The 18377-nt window shown below is 70.7% G+C and carries 14 protein-coding genes; 4 read left to right on the plus strand and 10 right to left on the minus strand.

Going from position 1 to position 18377, the window contains the following annotated elements; translation table 11 throughout:
- Positions 1-8 precede the first annotated feature (8 nt).
- From QZL85_RS04750 to gabT, 5 genes are read right to left on the minus strand one after another with little or no spacing between them, the layout of a single operon-like run.
- Positions 9-1463: an NAD-dependent succinate-semialdehyde dehydrogenase gene (locus QZL85_RS04750; RefSeq protein ID WP_295574306.1), complete on the minus strand. Its 1455-nt coding sequence runs from the start codon at positions 1461-1463 to the stop codon at positions 9-11.
- A gap of 7 nt (positions 1464-1470) precedes the next feature.
- A complete protein-coding gene (locus QZL85_RS04755; RefSeq protein WP_295574308.1) occupies positions 1471-3024 on the minus strand; it encodes an APC family permease in 1554 nt (517 codons plus the stop codon).
- Positions 3021-3908: a universal stress protein gene (locus tag QZL85_RS04760; protein WP_295574310.1), complete on the minus strand. Its 888-nt coding sequence runs from the start codon at positions 3906-3908 to the stop codon at positions 3021-3023. The genes QZL85_RS04755 and QZL85_RS04760 overlap by 4 nt, the downstream gene beginning before the upstream one ends.
- Positions 3905-5263, minus strand: coding sequence for an NAD(P)/FAD-dependent oxidoreductase (locus tag QZL85_RS04765; RefSeq protein WP_295574312.1), 1359 nt, complete (start codon positions 5261-5263; stop codon positions 3905-3907). Before QZL85_RS04765 ends, QZL85_RS04760 begins: the two co-directional genes overlap by 4 nt.
- A gap of 29 nt (positions 5264-5292) precedes the next feature.
- The gene (gene gabT / locus QZL85_RS04770; RefSeq protein WP_295574314.1) at positions 5293-6642 is read right to left on the minus strand and encodes a 4-aminobutyrate--2-oxoglutarate transaminase; all 1350 of its coding nucleotides are present in this window, start codon (positions 6640-6642) and stop codon (positions 5293-5295) included.
- A 93-nt stretch (positions 6643-6735) separates the two neighbouring features.
- On the opposite strand from gabT, the gene QZL85_RS04775 reads away from it, so the two are divergent.
- Complete coding sequence (locus QZL85_RS04775; protein ID WP_295574317.1) at positions 6736-8310, plus strand: PucR family transcriptional regulator; 1575 nt, start codon at positions 6736-6738, stop codon at positions 8308-8310.
- Here the strand turns inward: QZL85_RS04775 and QZL85_RS04780 are convergent.
- Positions 8292-9764: a helix-turn-helix transcriptional regulator gene (locus QZL85_RS04780; RefSeq protein ID WP_295574319.1), complete on the minus strand. Its 1473-nt coding sequence runs from the start codon at positions 9762-9764 to the stop codon at positions 8292-8294. The genes QZL85_RS04775 and QZL85_RS04780 overlap by 19 nt on opposite strands.
- Before the next feature lie 137 nt (positions 9765-9901).
- Between QZL85_RS04780 and aceA the strand changes: the two genes are divergently transcribed.
- Together aceA and aceB are read left to right on the plus strand one after the other, a co-directional pair.
- Positions 9902-11218, plus strand: coding sequence for an isocitrate lyase (gene aceA, locus QZL85_RS04785; RefSeq protein ID WP_295574320.1), 1317 nt, complete (start codon positions 9902-9904; stop codon positions 11216-11218).
- 40 nt (positions 11219-11258) lie between these two features.
- Entirely contained in the window at positions 11259-12920 is a 1662-nt protein-coding gene (gene aceB / locus QZL85_RS04790; RefSeq protein ID WP_295574322.1) for a malate synthase A, read from the plus strand.
- Positions 12921-12996: 76 nt separating this feature from the next.
- On the opposite strand, the gene QZL85_RS04795 is transcribed toward aceB, so the two are convergent.
- Genes QZL85_RS04795 through QZL85_RS04810 form a run of 4 tightly spaced genes read right to left on the minus strand, consistent with a single transcriptional unit; the run spans position 12997 to position 17125 of the window.
- On the minus strand, positions 12997-13980 hold the full coding sequence (locus tag QZL85_RS04795) for a glycoside hydrolase family 43 protein (RefSeq protein ID WP_295574324.1): 984 nt from the start codon (positions 13978-13980) through the stop codon (positions 12997-12999).
- Between the two features lie 4 nt (positions 13981-13984).
- Positions 13985-14854 carry a carbohydrate ABC transporter permease gene (locus QZL85_RS04800; RefSeq protein WP_295574326.1) on the minus strand — a complete coding sequence of 290 codons (870 nt, stop codon included), beginning with the start codon at positions 14852-14854 and terminating at the stop codon, positions 13985-13987.
- Complete coding sequence (locus QZL85_RS04805) at positions 14851-15831, minus strand: carbohydrate ABC transporter permease (RefSeq protein ID WP_295574327.1); 981 nt, start codon at positions 15829-15831, stop codon at positions 14851-14853. The genes QZL85_RS04800 and QZL85_RS04805 overlap by 4 nt, the downstream gene beginning before the upstream one ends.
- Entirely contained in the window at positions 15821-17125 is a 1305-nt protein-coding gene (locus QZL85_RS04810) for an ABC transporter substrate-binding protein (protein WP_295574329.1), read from the minus strand. Before QZL85_RS04810 ends, QZL85_RS04805 begins: the two co-directional genes overlap by 11 nt.
- 170 nt (positions 17126-17295) lie before the next feature.
- Here QZL85_RS04810 and QZL85_RS04815 point away from each other — a divergent pair, with 170 nt between their 5' ends.
- Positions 17296-18309: a LacI family DNA-binding transcriptional regulator gene (locus tag QZL85_RS04815; protein WP_295574330.1), complete on the plus strand. Its 1014-nt coding sequence runs from the start codon at positions 17296-17298 to the stop codon at positions 18307-18309.
- Positions 18310-18377: the final 68 nt, after the last annotated feature.

Genomic DNA, 18377 nt, shown 5'->3' on the forward strand with positions numbered 1-18377 from the left:
CGTCCCGCTCAGTCGGCGGGGATCAGGGTGTACTTCGTGGACAGGTACTCCTGGATGCCTTCCAGTCCGCCCTCGCGGCCGACACCGGACTGCTTGACCCCGCCGAACGGGGCGGCGGCGTTGGAGACGACACCGGCGTTGAGCCCCATCATCCCGGTCTCCAGCCGGTCGATCATGCGGTGTCCGCGGGCGAGGTCGCGCGTGTAGACGTAGGAGACGAGGCCGTACTCGGTGTCGTTCGCGAGGCGCACGGCCTCATCTTCGTCGCGGAACGTCGCGATGGCGAGGACGGGTCCGAAGATCTCCTCGCGTAGCAGCGCGCTGCCGGCAGCCACGTCGGCGAGCACGGTCGGCGCGAAGAACGTGCCGGCGCGCTCGACCGATGCGCCGCCGGTGAGCACCTGCGCTCCACGGCCGACGGCATCCTGGACGAGCTCGCCCGTCTTCTCGACGGCCTTGGCGTCGATGAGCGGACCGATCTGCACGCCCTCCTCGGTGCCCGCGCCGACCCGCATCGCCGCGACGCGCTCGGTGACCCGACGGGCGAACTCGGCGGCGACCGACTCGTGCACGAGGAAACGGTTCGCCGCCGTGCAGGCCTGCCCGATGTTGCGGAACTTCGCAGCGATCGCGCCGTCCACCGCCTTGTCGAGGTCGGCGTCGTCGAACACGACGAACGGTGCGTTGCCGCCGAGCTCCATCGAGACGCGGAGGACGCCTTCCGCGGCCTGCGCGATGAGCTTCTTCCCCACCGGCGTCGAACCCGTGAACGACAGCTTCCGCAGCCGCGGATCGGCGATGACGGGGGCCGACACCTCGGCGGACCGCGTCGTCGTGACGACGTTGACGACACCGGGCGGGAGCCCCGCGTCCTCGAGCAGCCGCGCGAACAGGAGCGTCGTCAGGGGCGTGAGCTCGGCGGGCTTGACGACGACGGTGCATCCGGCGGCGAGCGCCGGCGCGATCTTGCGCGTCGCCATGGCGAGCGGGAAGTTCCACGGCGTGATGAAGAAGCACGGCCCGACGGGATGCTGGGACACGATCATGCGCCCGGTCCCCTCCGGATTCAGGCCGTAGCGCCCGGAGATCCGCACGGCCTCCTCGCTGAACCAGCGCAGGAACTCGCCGCCGTAGACCACCTCGCCGCGCGCCTCCGCGAGGGGCTTGCCCATCTCGAGGGTCATGAGGAGCGCGAACTCCTCCGCACGCTCCTGCAGCAGATCGAACGCCCGCCGCAGGATCTCGCCCCGCGCACGCGGGGCGGTGGCCGCCCACGATTCCTGGGCCGCCACCGCGGCGTCGAGGGCGCGGACGGCATCCGCGGGACCCCCGTCGGCGATCTCGGCGAGGACGTCGCCGGTCGCGGGGTCGAAGACCGGAAAGGTCTTCGACCCCGCGGCGTCGGTCCATGCGCCGTCGACGAAGAGCTGCGTCGGGACGCCGACGGGGAGGGCGGTGCTCATGCCGGGCTCAGCCCTTCCGACGGCGGCTCGGCGGGGCATCCATCGCGAGCGTCTCCCCGCGGAAGAACGCCGGGCGACGGATCGCCTGCCAGATCATGACGACGATGCCGATCACGATGATCGCCATCCCGAGGATGAAGACGATGCCGACACCGCCCACGTTGGCGCCCGAGCCGTACGCCGGATCCATCGAGTCGATGAGCGTCGTGACGAACAGGACGAGCAGGATGACGCCGCCCACGAGCGGGAAGAGGAACGTGAAGAACACGTTCCGCGTCGAGTCGAACCACTGCTTGCGGAAGTACCAGACGCACGCGAACGCCGTGATCCCGTAGTAGAAGCAGATCATCATGCCGAGCGTGAGGATCGTGTCCCACAGGGTGTTCTCACTGACGACGCGCATGACGGCATAGAACGCGGAGGCCACGATCGCCGAGACGATCGTCGCGTAGCCGGGCGTGAAGAACCGCGGGCTGACCTTCGCGTAGGCCGGCGGCAGCGCGCCGTAGTGGCCCATCGCGAGAAGGGTGCGCGCGGGTCCGACGAAGGTCGACTGCAGCGACGACGCCGAGCTCGTGAGCACCGCGAGCGAGACGAGGAACGCGAGCGGCCCGAGCACCGGGTCGGAGAGGAAGAAGAACACGTTGGACTGGATGTCCTCGTTGCCGAGGCCCAGGTCCCCCGTGCCGACGCCCGCGAACATGATCATGGCGACGGCGAGCAGGAGGTACAGCGAGACGATCGTGAGGACCGTGATGGTCGCGGCGCGTCCCGGCGTGCGCTCGGGGTCCTTCGTCTCCTCGTTCATCGTCAGCGTGACGTCCCAGCCCCAGAAGATGAAGATCGACAGGGACAGGCCCGCCGCGAACGCGCTGAACGAGGGCACCGCGAACGGGTTGAACCAGTTGAAGTCGAACGGCGTGTAGTCGAACCCGTTGCCGCTCACGGCCTGGACGATCGCGGCGACGGCGAAGATCAGCAGCACCGCGATCTGGAACGTGACGAGGACGTACTGCAGCTTCTGCGTCGTCTGCATGTCGCGGTACGAGATGTATGTCGCCCCGAGCATGAACAGGAGGCAGACCGCGATGTTGATGACGGTGTTCGTCGCGAGATCGGCGATGTCCGGGTTCCCGGTGATCTGCGAGATCAGCAAGAAGAGGAAGTCGACGGCGACGCCGGCGAGATTGGAGAGCACGAGGATCGTCGCGACGACGAGGCCCCAGCCTGCCATCCACCCGATCCACGGCCCGAACGCGCGGGCCGCCCAGGTGAACGAGGTGCCGGCGTCCGGCATCCGGTTGTTGAGCTCGCGGTAGCCGAACGCGACCAGCAGCATCGGGATGAAGCCGATCAGGATGATGGCGGGCACCTGGGCGCCGACGACGGATGCCGTCGGGCCGACGGCCGCCGTGAAGGTGTAGGCCGGGGCGATGCACGAGATGCCGATGACGACGGCGCCGATGAGGCCGACGGTGCCGGCGCTCAGGCCCTTGTTCGACAATCCGCCGGGCTGCTCGCCGGCGGTCGGAGCGAGCGGTGCTGCTTCGGGTGCGCTCATCGCTGCTGTCCTTCCTGGGTGCGGGTGCGGGGCACGACGATCATCGGCACCGGGACTTCGTGGAGCATCTTGGCCGCCGTCGAGCCGAGGAACAGGCGCCGCGGGCGGGCGAGGCGGCTCGAGCCGACGAGGAGGACCTCGCCGGGCTGCCAGTCGAGGTCGCGCACGGCGTCCTCGATGCTGTCGCCCTCGGCGACGACGACCTCGGCGCCCAGCCGGGCCGGGAGCTCGGCGCGCGCGGCGGCGAGGACGTCGGCCGCGGCGGTCGAACCGGCCGTGCGGATCGCCGCGGTGTCGGCCGTGGCCGGCAGGTCGACGGGGAGCAGCGAGAGGAGGCGCACCGAGGCGCCCGTCGCGTCGGCGAGCGACGCGGCCTCCTCGATGAGCACATCGGCGCCGGGCCGCGTTCCCACCGCGACGGTCAGCCGGCCGAGCGGGGTGTCCGCCGCGACCTTGCGGGTGCCGCGGGGCACGAGCACGACGGGCACGTCGGACGAGTGCAGGAGCTCGGTCGTGGTCGATCCCAGTCGGTGCCGCCCCCGCGCGCCCCCGTCGGCGGCGCCGACGACGATGCGCGAGGCGCCGAGCTCGCCGGCGGCCTCGATGAGGCCCTCCGCGAACGACTCGGCGGCGCGGATGTGGCGCGTGACGGCGGTGCCCTCCGGAAGGAGGGCCTCCGCGGCATCCAGCCATTCCTCGGCCTGACCGCGGAGGTGCCGATCGTACGAGGCGTCCGGCGGCGTGATGACGCTGCGCCCCTCCGACGGCAGGATGATGGCGACGTGCAGCGGAGCGGCAGTCGCCGCGGCGAGACGCGCGCCGAAGGCGAGGGCGTCGCGCCCCGGTTTGGTGGCGGTATAGCCGACGATCACAGGTGCGCTCACGCGCGGACCTCCTCGAGGATGGTGTCGGCGACGAGTCGTCCCATGCGGATCGCGCCGTCGACGTGCTGGTATCCCGCGCCGGCCAGATCGCTGCATGCGAAGTGGACGGGTCCGACGGGGGTGCGCAGGTCTGCGCCGTAGCGGGAGAGCCCGCCCAGATCGAAGCTCGCGGCGTACGCGCCGCGGGTCCACTCCTCCGAGCCCCAGTCGCTCTCGTAGTACACGACGGGGTTCTTCGCCTCCGGCCCGTAATAGTGGGAGAGCGATTCGAGGATGCGCTCGCGGCGCTCCTCGGCGGAGACCCGGAACACGTCGTCGGCGTTCCGGTCTGAGACGAAGCCGACGAGGGTCCCTCGTTCGTCGCCGTGGTTGGTGTTGTCGTAGGCCTCGTGCGACAGCTCGTAGGGGCTGAACGCCGTGCCGGACAGGCCCTGCTCGCGCCAGAACGGGCGGTCGTAGACCGCGTGCACCTTGATGACGAAGCCCATCGAGATGTGCTGGTGCATCTGGTGCTGGAGGCGGGGCAGGGCGGGGACGAACGAGATCCGGTTGTAGAGCACGGGCGCGAGCGCCAGGATCGCGTGGCGGGCGCGCACGGTGATGCCGTCGGCGACCGCGGTGACACCGGCATCCGACCACTCGAGGCTTCGCACCGGCTGCCCGAGGAAGACGTCCTCGCCGAGACGCTCGGCCAGGAGCAGCGGCACCTGCTGCAGGCCCCCGACGACGCGCTTGTCGAGGATGAAGTCGGCATCCACGAGGTGCGAGTAGCTGCCGGCGCTCGCCGCCATCAGGAGCGACTGCAGCAGCGAGAAGGCGTGCGTGGGCTTCGTGAGCATCGCCGATCCGGTGGCGAACGCGAGGTTGCGCACCGCTTCGTCGTCATCCGTCTGCGCGCGCAGCCACGCGTCCCACGAGACCTGGTCCCATTCGGCGGCCCGCGGATGCGCCCACGGGCGGTCGGGGTCGATCTCGGCGACCATCGCGTCGAGGCGTTCGGTGATCTCGCCGATCGCCCGCTCGGTCTCCGCGCTCACGGGGAACACGTCGCCCGTGAAGCGCGAGACGGCGCCGTCCGGGCCGATGTAGACGCTGTCGCCCTCGCGGTACCGGCTGAAGGTCTCCAGGCCCAGATCCGCGACGGTGTCGATGAGCGCGTCCTGGTCGGGCGAGATCCACTGGCCGCCGATCTCGAGCATGGCGCCGTCGATCACGTCCGTCCACAGCCGTCCGCCCACGCGATCGCGGGCTTCGAGGACCGCGACGGAGAGTCCCGCCGTTCGGAGCTGGTTCGCGGCGGTGAGGCCCGCGGCGCCGGCCCCCACGATGACGACGTCCCGGGTGATCTCGTTCATGACTGCTCCTTCTCCGACGTCACGGGACGTCATTGCGCGGCGAGGGCGGCGGCGACGACATCCAGCCCCTCGTTGAGGAGGTCGTCGCCGATCGCGAGGGGCGGGAGGAAGCGGATCACGTTGCCGTACGTGCCGCACGTGAGGACGATCACGCCCTCCGCGATGCACGCCTTCGCGACCGCGGCCGTGAGCACGCCGTCCGGCGCGTTGGTCTGCGGGTCGACGAACTCGGCGGCGATCATGGCGCCATGCCCGCGGACGTCGCCGATGCGCGGGTCGTTCGCCTGCAGAGACTCGAGGCGGGCGCGGAGGATCCCCCCGATCTCACGCGCCCGCTCGAGCAGCCCGTCGTTCTCGAACGCATCGATGGATGCCAGCGCGGCGGCGCACGCGACGGGGTTCCCGCCGTACGTGCCGCCGAGGCCGCCGGTGTGCGAGGCGTCCATGATGTCGGCGCGTCCCGTGACGGCGGCCAAGGGCATGCCCCCCGCGATGCCCTTGGCCGTCGTGATCAGGTCGGGGACGATGCCGAACAGCTCGCTGGCGAACATGGCCCCCGTGCGGGCGAAACCGGTCTGCACCTCGTCGGCGATGAAGACGACGCCGTTCGCGCGGCACCAGTCCACGAGCGCCGGGAGGAACCCGTCGGCCGGGACGATGAACCCGCCCTCGCCCTGGATGGGTTCGATGATGACGGCGGCGACGTTGTCGGCGCCGATCTGCTTCTCCATGAGGGAGATCGCCTTCGCCGCGGCTTCGGCGCCGGACAGTCCGTCGCGGAAGGGATAGGACAGCGGGGCGCGGTACACCTCGCCGGCGAACGGGCCGAACCCGCTCTTGTACGGCATGGCCTTCGCGGTGAGAGCCATCGTGAGGTTCGTGCGGCCGTGGTACGCGTGGTCGAAGGCGACGACGGCGGTCCGGCCGGTGTGCTTGCGGGCGATCTTGACGGCGTTCTCGACCGCTTCGGCGCCGGAGTTGAACAGCGCGCTCTTCTTGGCGTGGTCGCCGGGGGTCAGGCGGTTCAGCGCCTCGGCGACGGCGACGTAGGACTCGTACGGCGAGATCATGAAGCACGTGTGCGTGAAGCGGGCCACCTGCTCCTGCACGGCGGCGACGACCGCGGGGTGCGCGTTGCCGACGGTCGTGACGGCGATACCGGCGCCGAGGTCGATGAGCGAGTTGCCGTCGGCGTCGACGACGACGCCGCCGCCGGCGGCCACCGCCTCGATCGGCACCGTGTGACCGACCCCCGCCGCGACGGCGGCCGCCTTGCGGTCGAGCAGCTCCTGGGACCGGGGTCCCGGGATGGCGGTGTGGATGCGGCGCTCCTGCAGAAGAGAAGGGCCGCCGGCGAGAGGGGTGTCGGTGAGGCTCATGCGGGGAGCGTATGCCCGCCGCTCCCCCCGCCGCAGTGGCCGTCATGTACATTTCCTACCGTTGACCTGTACGCGACGTACACGGAGGTGCACATGGCGACCACGGAGCCTCAGCCGACCCTGCGGGAACTGCTGCGACGCCGCGATCTGCGCCTGCGGCTCGCACTGACCGAGGACGAGCTGGAGCCGGAGGCGCTGGACCGCACGATCCGGTGGGTCCACGGCTCCGACCTCGCCGACCCGACGCCGTTCCTCGCCGACGACCTCATCCTCCTCACGACCGGCACCCAGTTCGTCTCCGGCGATGCCGGCGCCGCGGAGGACCCCGCGCCCTACGACGAGTACGTGGCGCGCCTGGACGCGCGGGGCGTCCGCGGCCTGGGGTTCGGCACCGAGGTCGTCCGCGCCGGCATCCCGCCCGCCCTCGTCGAAGCCTGCCGGGCCGTGCGGATGCCGCTGTTCGAAGTGCCCTACCGCACGCCGTTCATCGCCGTGGCCCGCGCGAACGCCGAGGCCATCGCCGCGCAGGCGTACGCACGGCGCGGCTGGGCCCTCTCCGCCCAGCGCGCGCTCTCACTCGCGGCGCTCCGCGCCGGCGGCGTCGAGTCGACCCTCGTGGAACTCGGCCGCCAGCTCGAGACGTGGGCCGGGCTCTTCGACGCCACCGGCACCGTGACGCGCGAGCACGCCGGACCGCTGGCGCCCGAGACGGCGGCGGCGCTCCGTGAGGAGGTCGCCGGAATGCTGCGCCGCGGGGCGCGCGCCGGCGCCGCCGTCCGCATCGGCGGCGCCGACTTCACGGTCCAGACGCTCGGCCGCGGCGGACACCTCCGGGGCGCGGTCGCCCTCGCCGTGGGCGGGCTCGACCACGAGGCGCGCGGTGTCGTGACCGCCGCGGTCGCGACGATCGGACTGGCTCTCGAGCAGCAGGAGAGTGTCGAGCGGGCGCGGCGGGCCCTGCACCGCGGCATCGCGCAGCTGCTGCTGTCCGGGCAGAGCGCGCTCGCCGGGCGGACACTCCGCGAGACGGGCATGTCACTGCCCGCGGAGCCGGTGCTCGTGGCCGTCGCCGGGCTGCCGACGCCTCCGCGCGCGGCATGGGAGTGGGTCGACGCGCACGCCGCAGAGGCGCGCGGGGCACTGTTCGCCGGCGGCATGGAGGACGGCATCCTGCTGATCGTCCCGGCCTCCGCGCGCGGACTGCTCGACGAGTTCGCGGCGCAGGTGGATGCCCGCGTCGGCGTCTCGGCGCACACACGCTACGCGGGTCTCGCGGAGGCCGTCGCGACCGCGCGCGTCGCGCGCGAGCGCGGGACGGCGCCCGTCACCCACTTCGGCGAGCTCATCGATCGGGGCATCCTGCCGGCCCTGACCGGTGCCGGTCCCCGCGCGGCGGCGGCCGCGCTCATCGCGCCGCTGCGCGCGCACGATGAGCGCACCGGCTCCGACCTCACCGGCACCGTCCGAGGGTGGCTGGATGCCGAGTGCTCGCACGAGCGCGCGGCGCGCGAGCTCGGCGTCCATCGGCACACCGTCCGCGCGCGTCTCGCGCAGGCCGAGACGCTGCTCGGTCGCGACCTGTCGTCCTTCGCCGTGCGCGCCGAGCTGTGGACCGCGTTCGCACTCGACGCCGCGCCGCCGCGCGCCGATCAGCCGCGCGGCGCGTGAGCGTCCAGGAACTCGTACAGGTCGGTGGTGTCGACGCCCGGGAACGTGCCGGTCGGCAGCGTCGCGAGCAGCGTCCGGGGCGTCCGGACGTTGGGCCAGGCCTGATCGCGCCACTGGCCCTCCAGCTCGGCGGGGGCGCGCCGGCAGCACACCTCCACGGAGTGCCGTGAGATCCCCCGGTTCGGGCTGTCCCGTCCGATGAACCACTTGGTGTCCTCGAAGCGGACGCCGACGGACACCGAATGCGCACCCTCGCTGGAGGGCTCCACGCGGGCCGTGCACCAGTAGGTCCCGTTGCCGGTGTCGGTGTACTGGTAGTACGGGTTGAACTTGTCCGGGATGTCGAAGACGACGCGACTCGTCCACTTCCGGCAGCACAGCTGTCCCTCGATGGACCCGAGCCGGTCGGAGGGGAAGTTCACGTCGTCGTTCTCGTACGCCTTCGTGATCGTGCCGGACTCGTGGACCTTCAGGAAGTGGACCGGGATGTCGAGGTGCTCGGTCGCGAGGTTGGTGAAGCGGTGGGCGGCCGTCTCGTACGACACCGAGTAGGCGTCGCGGAGGTCCTCGATGGAGATCGCGCGGCGCGACTTGGCGTCCTGCAGGAACGCGACGGCGTGCTCCTCCGGGATCAGCAGGGCGCCGGTGAGGTAGTTCGTCTCGACCCGCTGCCGCAGGAACTCGGCATACGAGCGCGGCTCGGCGTGTCCGAGGATGCGGCTGGAGAGCGCCTGCAGCACGGCGGTGCGCGAGTCGCCCTTGGCCGGCACCGTGCTGGAGAGGTACAGACGCCCGTTGCGCAGGTCCGCGACGCTGCGGGTGGACGACGGCAGGTCGGGCACGTAGTGCAGCGAGAACCCGAGGTGCGCCGCGATGTCGGATGCGGTCCGCTGCGTCAGCGGCCCGCCCGGGTGGTCGACGGCCGCCAGGATTCCGCGGGCCTGCGTCTCGAGTTCGGCGAAATGGTTGTCCTGCCGCCGCATGAGGTGCCGGAGCTCCACGTTCGCGCGCCGCGCCTCCTCGGGCGTCGCGGATCGCTCGTCGTTCAGGCGCTCCACCTCGCCCTGCAGCGCGAGGAGGGCCTGCAGCGCCTCGTCCGGCACGGTCTTCCCGATGCGGAACGGCTCGATGCCGAGAGCACGGAACGTCTGCCCCTTCATGGCGCGCTCGAGCGCGATCTCCAGCGTCGCGCGCGCATCCAGCGGCTCCGCCTCCAGGAGCGCATCGATCGTCGTGCCGAGCGCGCGGGCGATCGTGCGCAGCAGGGTCAGCCGCGGCTCCCGCTTCCCGGTCTCGATCATCGACAGCTGACTCGGGGCGCGCTCGACCGCCGCAGCGAGGTCGTCGAGCGTCATGCCGCGGGCGGTCCGCAGTTGGCGGATGCGGCGGCCGATGGTCAGCGCATCGGCCGCGTCCGGTTCGGCGGCGGCGGCGGCGTCTTCCACGATCGTCATGTCCGGAAGTGTGTCACGAGAGCAGAAGATCGTGCAATCTTCACACCCGTATCGGTCAAGGTCATGTCGAAACTTCACGCAGAGTGGACCCACACAGCCCCGCCGGAGGAACCGGCATCCGACGAAGGAGAACCGACATGACGATCCAGGCCACCCCCGGTCAGCCGCCGCTCCGCGCCGGCGACCAGACGCAGACCGCCGCCGAGCTGCAGGAGATCTGGGACACCGACCCCCGCTGGGACGGCGTCGAGCGCACGTACACCGCAGAAGACGTCATCCGCCTGCGCGGCTCGGTCCGCGAGGAGAACACGCTGGCGCGCCGCGGTGCGGAGAACCTGTGGAACCTCCTGCACACCGAGGACTACATCCGCGCGCTGGGCGCGTACACCGGCGGCCAGGCCGTGCAGCAGGTGCGGGCGGGCCTGAAGGCCATCTACCTCTCCGGCTGGCAGGTCGCCGCCGACGGCAACCTCGCCGGGCAGACCTACCCCGACCAGAGCCTGTACCCCGCCAACTCGGTGCCGGCCGTCGTCCGCCGCATCAACAACGCGCTGATCCGCCAGGACCAGATCGAGCACGCCGAGGGGACACTCACGCAGGACTGGCTCGCGCCGATCGTCGCCGATGCGGAGGCCGGGTTCGGTGGGCCGCTGAACGCGTACGAGCTCGCGCAGTCGCTCATCGCGTCGGGCGCGGCCGGCATCCACTGGGAGGACCAGCTCGCGAGCGAGAAGAAGTGCGGTCACCTCGGCGGGAAAGTGCTCGTCCCGACCCAGCAGCACATCCGCACGCTCAACGCCGCGCGCCTCGCCGCCGACGTCGCCGACGTGCCGACCGTCGTCATCGCCCGCACCGACGCGCTGGCCGCCGACCTGCTCACGAGCGACGTCGACCCGCGCGACCAGGAGTTCACGACGGGCGAGCGCACGAGCGAGGGCTTCTACCGCGTGCGGCCGGGCCTGGAGTCGGTCATCAGCCGCGGACTCGCGTTCGCGCCGTACGCCGACCTCATCTGGGTCGAGACCGGCGAGCCCGACATCGAGCTGGCCCGTGACTTCGCCGCCGCGATCCACGAGCGCTTCCCCGGTAAGCTCCTGGCCTACAACTGCTCGCCGAGCTTCAACTGGAAGCGCCACCTCGACGACGAGCAGATCGCGAGTTTCCAGCAGGAGCTCGCGAACCTGGGCTACAAGTTCCAGTTCATCACGCTGGCCGGCTTCCACGCCCTGAACTACTCGATGTTCGACCTCGCCAAGGGCTACGCCGAACGCGCCATGAGCGCCTACGTCGAGCTCCAGGAGGCCGAGTTCGCGTCGGAGGCCCGCGGCTACACCGCCACGAAGCACCAGCGCGAGGCCGGAACCGGCTACTTCGACTTCGTCTCGACGGCGCTCAACCCCGACAGCGCCACCCTCGCCCTGGTCGGATCGACCGAGGCGCAGCAGTTCCACTGAGCTGCCCCACCATTTCACCCACGCACAGGAAGAGCGGGCCATGACACCCACCGCCACGGGCATCGCGCCCACCACGACACCCATCCGCATCCCCGAGATCACGATCGCCGGTCCCCTGCGGGACCGCTACGACGAGATCCTGACCCCTGACGCGCTCGCGTTCCTCGCGGCGCTGCACGACCGGTTCGCCGGCCGCCGGCACGACCGGCTCGCCGACCGCATGCGTCGCCGCTTCGAGATCGGCAACGGGCACGACCCGCGCTTCCGCGACGACACCGCGCACATCCGCGAGGATGCCGACTGGCGCGTCGCCGGCGCCGGTCCCGGCCTCGAGGACCGCCGCGTCGAGATCACCGGTCCGACCGACCCGAAGATGACCATCAACGCGCTGAACTCCGGCGCGAAGGTGTGGCTCGCCGACCAGGAGGACGCCACGAGCCCCACCTGGCGGAACGTCATCGAGGGGCAGCTGTCGCTCCGCGACGCGATCCGCGGGCAGCTGAGCTTCACGAGCCCCGAGGGCAAGGTCTACGCCGTCACGGCGTCGGAGACCCCGACGATCGTCATGCGTCCGCGCGGCTGGCATCTGCTGGAGAGCCACATCCGGTTCACCGACCGCACCGGCCGTGCGGCGTCCGCATCCGGCTCGCTCGTGGACTTCGGGCTGTACTTCTTCCACAACGCGACGCAGCTCATCGCGAACGGACGCGGGCCGTACTTCTACATCCCGAAGATCGAGTCCGCCGAAGAGGCGAAGCTGTGGGACGACGTGTTCACCTTCAGCGAGGACTACCTCTCCATCCCGCACGGGACGATCCGCGCGACGGTGCTGATCGAGACCCTCCCGGCCGCGTTCGAGATGGAGGAGATCCTCTTCGAGCTGCGCGACCACTGCGCGGGACTGAACGCCGGGCGGTGGGACTACATCTTCTCGATGATCAAGAACTACCGCGGCCGCGGGGCGCGCTTCGTCCTCCCCGACCGCAGCCAGGTCACGATGACGGTGCCGTTCATGCGCGCCTACACCGAGCTGCTCGTGCAGACATGCCACAAGCGCGGGGCCTTCGCGATCGGCGGCATGAGCGCGTTCATCCCGAACCGGCGCGACCCGGACGTCACGCAGCAGGCGTTCGAGAAGGTCGCCGCCGACAAGAAGCGCGAGGCCGGCGACGGCTTCGACGGCACGTGGGTGGCACACCCGGACCTCATCCCGGTCGCGCAGGCGGAGTTCGACGCGATCCTCGGCGACCGTCCGAACCAGGTCGACCGGACGCGCCCCGAGGTTTCGGTGCGGGCGGAGGAGCTGCTGGACTGCCACATCGGGCTGCCGATCACGGCGGCGGGCGTGCACGGCAACGTGTCGGTCGCGATCCGCTACATCGAGGCGTGGCTGCGCGGGCTCGGGGCCGTGGCGATCGACAACCTCATGGAGGATGCCGCGACCGCCGAGATCAGCCGCTCCCAGGTGTGGCAGTGGATCCATCAGGACCGCGCCACCCAGGACGGCACGCCGATCACGCGCGCCTATATCGAGGACCTCATCACGCAGGTGCTCGGGGAGGTCGAGCGGCGCCCCGACGGGCCCGGCGCCGACCGGTTCGACGACGCCGCGGACGTGTTCCGCGAGGTAGCGCTGGGCGTGGAGTTCCCGACGTTCCTGACGCTCGGGGCCTACAGCCGGTTCCTCGTCGAGACGGAGTAGTCGTCCCACCGGCGGAGCGCCGAGATGCCTTCGGGCGTCTCGGCGCTCCGTCGTGTACGGGGTGCTCAGCCGGTGCTCAGCCGCCGATGTCGACGGTGGGCTCATCGCCCCACGTGATCGGGCGTGCGTGCAGTCCGCGGTAGATGTACTGCTCGTCCCAGCCGTGGAAGACGAGCACGTCGCCGTCCTCGGTCGAGACGACGTCCTGTCCGCCCGGGCCGAGGAAGGCACCGTCGGACGCCGCCGTCGACAGCAGCGGGTCGGGGCGCTTCTCGTAGGGTCCTTCGAGGGCGGTGGAGCTCGCGACGCCGATGGCGTAGGCGTCGCCGCCGTAGTCGTTCGCGGAGTACAGCAGCCGGTACCGACCGTCGCGGAAGACGAGGACCGGCGCTTCGACGAGCGACCCCTCCCACGCCAGAGTCTGCTTCACCAGCTGCCGCGGCTCCCCCGCAAGGGCGCGGCCGTCGGCCGACAGCGGCGCGATCATGAGCCACGTGTCGAGGCTGCAGCAGTTGCCGTCGGTCTTCCACAGCAGATAGCGCGTGCCGTCCACGTCGTCGAACGTGCTCGCGTCGATGGCGCCGCCCTCGTCGACCGGGCACACGAGAGGCTCATCGGATGCCGCCACGAAGTCGTCGTCGAGCGAAGCGGCCGCCGCGACGCCGATGCACTGACGGCCCGAATCGGTGTGCTCAGCCGTGAAGTACATGAGGTACCCGTCCCCGGTCGCGGTCACCTCCGGCGCCCACGTCCGGCCGGTCGATGCCCAGGCGGGGAGCGCGGGCAGGGCGTCGCGGCGCTCCACCGTCCAGGAACGCAGATCGTCGGAGCGCGCGATCCGGATGTTCAGGCCGCCGCTCCCCGTCCCGAACGCGGCGAACCCGTCGCCGTCCGCGATGACGTCCGGGTCGGGGAAGTCCTCGTCCAGCACGAACGCCGCCGGCCCGTCGGGCTCGGGCGTCGGAGCCGGCTCGGCGCTCGGCGCCGCGCATGCGGCGGCGCCGAGCGCGAGGGCGCCGCCGAGAGCCAGCACGAGTGCGCGTCGAAGACCCGACGTCACCGCGTCATCCCTTGACGGCCGCGCCGGCGACGGAGTCGACGATCTGACGCTGTGCGAAGCCGAACAGGATCAGCACGGGGATCGAGGCGATCACGGCCCCCGCCATGACGATCCCGAAGTGCGTGCGGTACGCGCCCTGCAGCATGGCGAGTCCCGGCTGCAACGTCATGTTCTCCGGCGAGAGGAGCACATAGACGGGCCAGAGGAAGTCGTTCCAGTTGCCGAGGAAGGACAGCACCGCGAGGGTCGCGAGCGCCGGCTTGGCGAGCGGCATCGCGACCTGCAGGAAGATCCGCAGCTCCCCCGCGCCGTCGATGCGGGCCGCCTCCTCGATCTCCACGGGCACACCGAGGAAGAACTGCCGGAGGAAGAAGACCCCGAAGGCGCTCGCCGCCCCCGGCACCGTGATGGCGAGGATCGTGTCGAGCCAGCCGAAGTTCTCCACGATCAGATAGTTCGGGATGAGGAAGACGACCGGCGGCACGAGCAGCGTCGCGATGATGAGGCCGAAGATCACGTTCTTGCCCGCGAAGTCCATCCGCGCGAGGGCGTAGGCGGCGAGCGATGCGGTGACCAGGATGAGGACGGTCTGCAGCGTCGCGGCCGCGAAGCTGTTCCACAGCCACAGGAAGATGGGCTGCTGGCCGCTGGTGAGGAGCGTCTGGTACGCCTCGAGCGAGAACGGGTTCGGGAGTCCGTAGGGGTTCCGGACGGCGTCGGCATCGGTCTTGAACGACGTGAGCAGCATCCACAGCAGCGGGAACACGACGACGAGCGCGAACGCGCTCAGCACGGCGTAGAGGACCCCGCGGCGGGCGGTGCGGGCCGCGCGCGGCCGTCTGGCGGTGGCGGTGGCGGTGGCGGTGGCGGTCATGAGATGGCCTTCACGGTGCGCTCCCGCTGCAGGCGGAAGTTGACGGCGCTGATGACAGCGAGGATGGCGAAGAGGATGTAGCTCATCGCGGCGGCCGGTGCCATGTTGTTCTGCGACAGGCCCTGGTCGGCGATGTACATGATCGCCGTGCGGGTCTCGTTGCCGGGGCCGCCGTTGGTGAGCAGGTACGACTGGCCGAACATGTTGGCCGATGCCAGCACGGTGGTGGTCGTGATGAAGAGCATGACGGGACGGAGACCCGGAAGCGTGACGCTGAAGAAGGAGCGGACCGCGCCGGCGCCGTCGAGGGCCGCGGCCTCGTAGAGGTCGCCGTTGATCCCTTTGAGCCCGGCCAGGAAGATGACGGTGTTCAGGCCCGCCGTCCACCACACCGTGACGCCCACGAGGGAGACCCACACCCACGGGGTGTCGACCACCCAGGGGGTGTCGGCCGGGAGACCGATCAGCCCCAGCAGGTGGTTCAGGATGCCGGACTGGGTGTCGAAGATGTACAGCCAGATGACCCCGACGATCGCGACGCCGAGGACGTACGGGGCGAAGAAGATGGTGCGGAAGACCGTGGAGCCGCGCAGCTTCGCGTTCAGCAGCACGGCGATGAACAGCGGGATGACGACCAGCAGCGGAACGCTCGCGATCACGAAGATCCCGGTGGCGCGCATCGACTCCCAGAAGTCGGCGGAGGTCGTGGACCCCGCCGTGAAGAGATCGAGGTAGTTCTTCAGTCCGACGAAGTTCTGCACGTCGCGGAACGGGCTCCAGTCGGTCACGCTGATCCAGAGACCGAAGACGGCCGGTGCGATGACGAACGTGCCGAACAGCAGGAGGAACGGCGCCAGGAAGAGATAGGCGATGAGCGTCTTGCGCCGCGCGGCGGGCCGGCGCCCGGCGGCGCGACCGCCCGGCCGAGCGCCGGAGCGCTCGGCCGGGACGGCCACTCGGGCGATGTCAGTCGCCATACTTCGACTTGTTCTGCTCGATGATGGCGTCGGCCTTCGCCTTGGCGTCGTCGAGCGCCTTCTGCGGCGACTTCTTGCCGGTGAGGGCCTCGTTGATCGCCGTCGTGATGAGCGCGTTCGCCTCGTTGATGCCCGGCGAGGCGGTCTCGTAGTGCGCGTACTCGAGTTCTTCCATGAAGGGCTCGAGGTTCGGGTAGGTCGACAGCAGCTCGGGGTCTTCGCGGACGGTGTTCGCAGCCGGCAGCTCGCCGGTCTCCGCCCAACCCAGCGAGTTGTCGTTCATCCACTTGACGAACGTGGCCGCCGCGGCGGTCTTGTTCTCGTCCTGGCCCTTGTTCGAGGGGAACACCCAGTGGGTGGAGCTGGACCAGACGGCCTTCTCGTCGCCGATCTGCGGCACGGGCGCCGCGGCCCAGTCCAGGTCGCCGAACGCCGTGTTCGTGGTCTGCCACACACCGTTCCAGTTGAAGGCGGTGTCACCGGCGAGGAGAGCCTTGATGTTGCCGTCCTGCGCGACGTTGGCGGGGCTGTAGCCCTTGTCGACGAGGCCGGTCATCCAGGTGAGGGCCTTCACGCCCGCCTCGGAGTTGAAGGTCGCCTCGGTGACGTCCTCGTTGTAGAGGTCGCCGCCGAACTGCCAGAGCAGGCTCTGGAACTCGAACGTGCCGGTGAAGACGTAGCCGTCCACCCACTCGCCCTTGACGTCCACGGCCTTCAGCGCGTCGAGCGCCGCGAGGTAGCTCTCCTGATCGGTCGGGATCTCGGTGATGCCGCCCTTGGCCAGGACCTCCTTGTTGACGAACAGGCCCAGCGGGGTGACGCTCCACGGCACGGCGTACTGGGCGTCCTGGTAGTTGCCCTTGTCGTACACCCCGGGCGGGAAGTCGTCGGCCGTGTAGCCGAGGTTGTCGATGATGTCGTCGGCGGGGATGAGGAGGCGCTGCGCTGCGTAGGTCGCGAGGTCGTCGCCGTGCAGGACCGCCACGTCGGGGCCCTTGCCGGCCTTGATCGCGAGCGGCATCTTGGCGGAGATGTCGGCCCACTCCTGCGGCACGTTCTTGACGGTGATGTTGTCGTGCTCGGCGTTGAACTGGTCGATGAGCTTGGGGACGATGACGGGAGCCGCACCGCCGGTCCAGCCGTGCCAGAAGGTGATCTCGACGTTCGGTCCGTCGTAGTCCTCGCCCGAGACGGACGAGCCCTGCGGGGCTCCGCCGCCCGCGCACGCCGTGAGTACGAGCGCCACGGAGGCGGCGATGCCCACGCCCAGTGCGCGCGTGATTGCCCTTGTCATTGTGATTGCTCTCCTTTGAGATGACACCCCGCCCGGACCGTTCCGGACGTGCTGCTGTAGGTGAGCACGAATGTACAGCGCTAGAAATCTGCTGTCAACCGCCCTCTCTGCGCGGTACCACGCTGTATCGGGCGCCTCGCGGTAGTCTGAGCGCGGAGAAGGGAGCTGCGATGCGCGGTCCGAGACTTCAGGACGTCGCCGAGCGAGCGGGCGTCTCGATGAAGACGGTGTCCAACGTCGTGCGCGACTACCCGCACGTCTCCCCGAAGATGCGAGAGCGCGTCCAGCGCGCGATCGACGAGCTCGGCTACCGCCCGAACGTGATGGCGCGTCGCCTCGCCACCGGTCGCACCGGGTTCATCGCTCTCGCATTCGCCGATGTCGGCATCCCCTACTTCGCCGAGCTCGCCCGGGCCGCCTCGCGCCGGGCCGAGTCCTTCGACCTCCGGGTGCTGCTGGAGGAGACCGACGCGACCCTCGAGGCCGAGCGGGCACTCGTCGCGAGCTCGGAGGCGGGGCTCGTGGACGGGATGCTGTTCCAGCCCTCCGCGATGTCGGCCGCCGAGATCGCACGTCACCGCTTCGAGATCCCCATCGTGCTGCTCGGCGAGACACCGGCGCCGCTCACGATCGACCGGGTCATGATCGACAACGTGCAGGCCGCGCGTGAGATCACCCGCCACGTCCTCGACCTCGGCCGCACGCGCATCGGATTCGTCGGCCATGAGTCGGGCGCGCTCAGCGACACGTCGCGGCTCCGCATCCTCGGCTACCAGGAGGCGCTCGGCGACGCCGGGATCTCCGCCGACCCGGCCATGCTGATCGCCACGCCGTCGATCGACGCCGCCGACACCGCGCGCGTCGTCGGAGCCGCACTGGATGCCGGCTGGCACGCCGACGGGATCGTCTGCCGCGACGACCTCGCAGCCCTCGGCACGCTCCGCGCGCTGCAGGAGCGGGGGCTGCGGGTTCCGGAGGATGTCGCCGTCACCGGGTGGGACGACACCCGCGTGAGCGCCGTCACGTTCCCGAGCCTGACGACCGTCAGCCCCGACCTCGACGCGATCGTGTCGCGTGCCCTGACGCTCCTGGTCGAGCGGATCGGCGGCTACGACGGGGTCGGGCGCCACGAGATCGCCCCGCACCGCATCGTCGTGCGCGAGAGCGCGCCGGCCGCGCACTGACACTCCGGCGCCGACCCCGCTGGTCGCGGACCACGCGCGCGGGGCGCCAGGCCGAAAACGCACGCGCG

The sequence above is a fragment of the uncultured Microbacterium sp. genome (assembly GCF_900078385.1).
Lineage (GTDB): Bacteria > Actinomycetota > Actinomycetes > Actinomycetales > Microbacteriaceae > Microbacterium.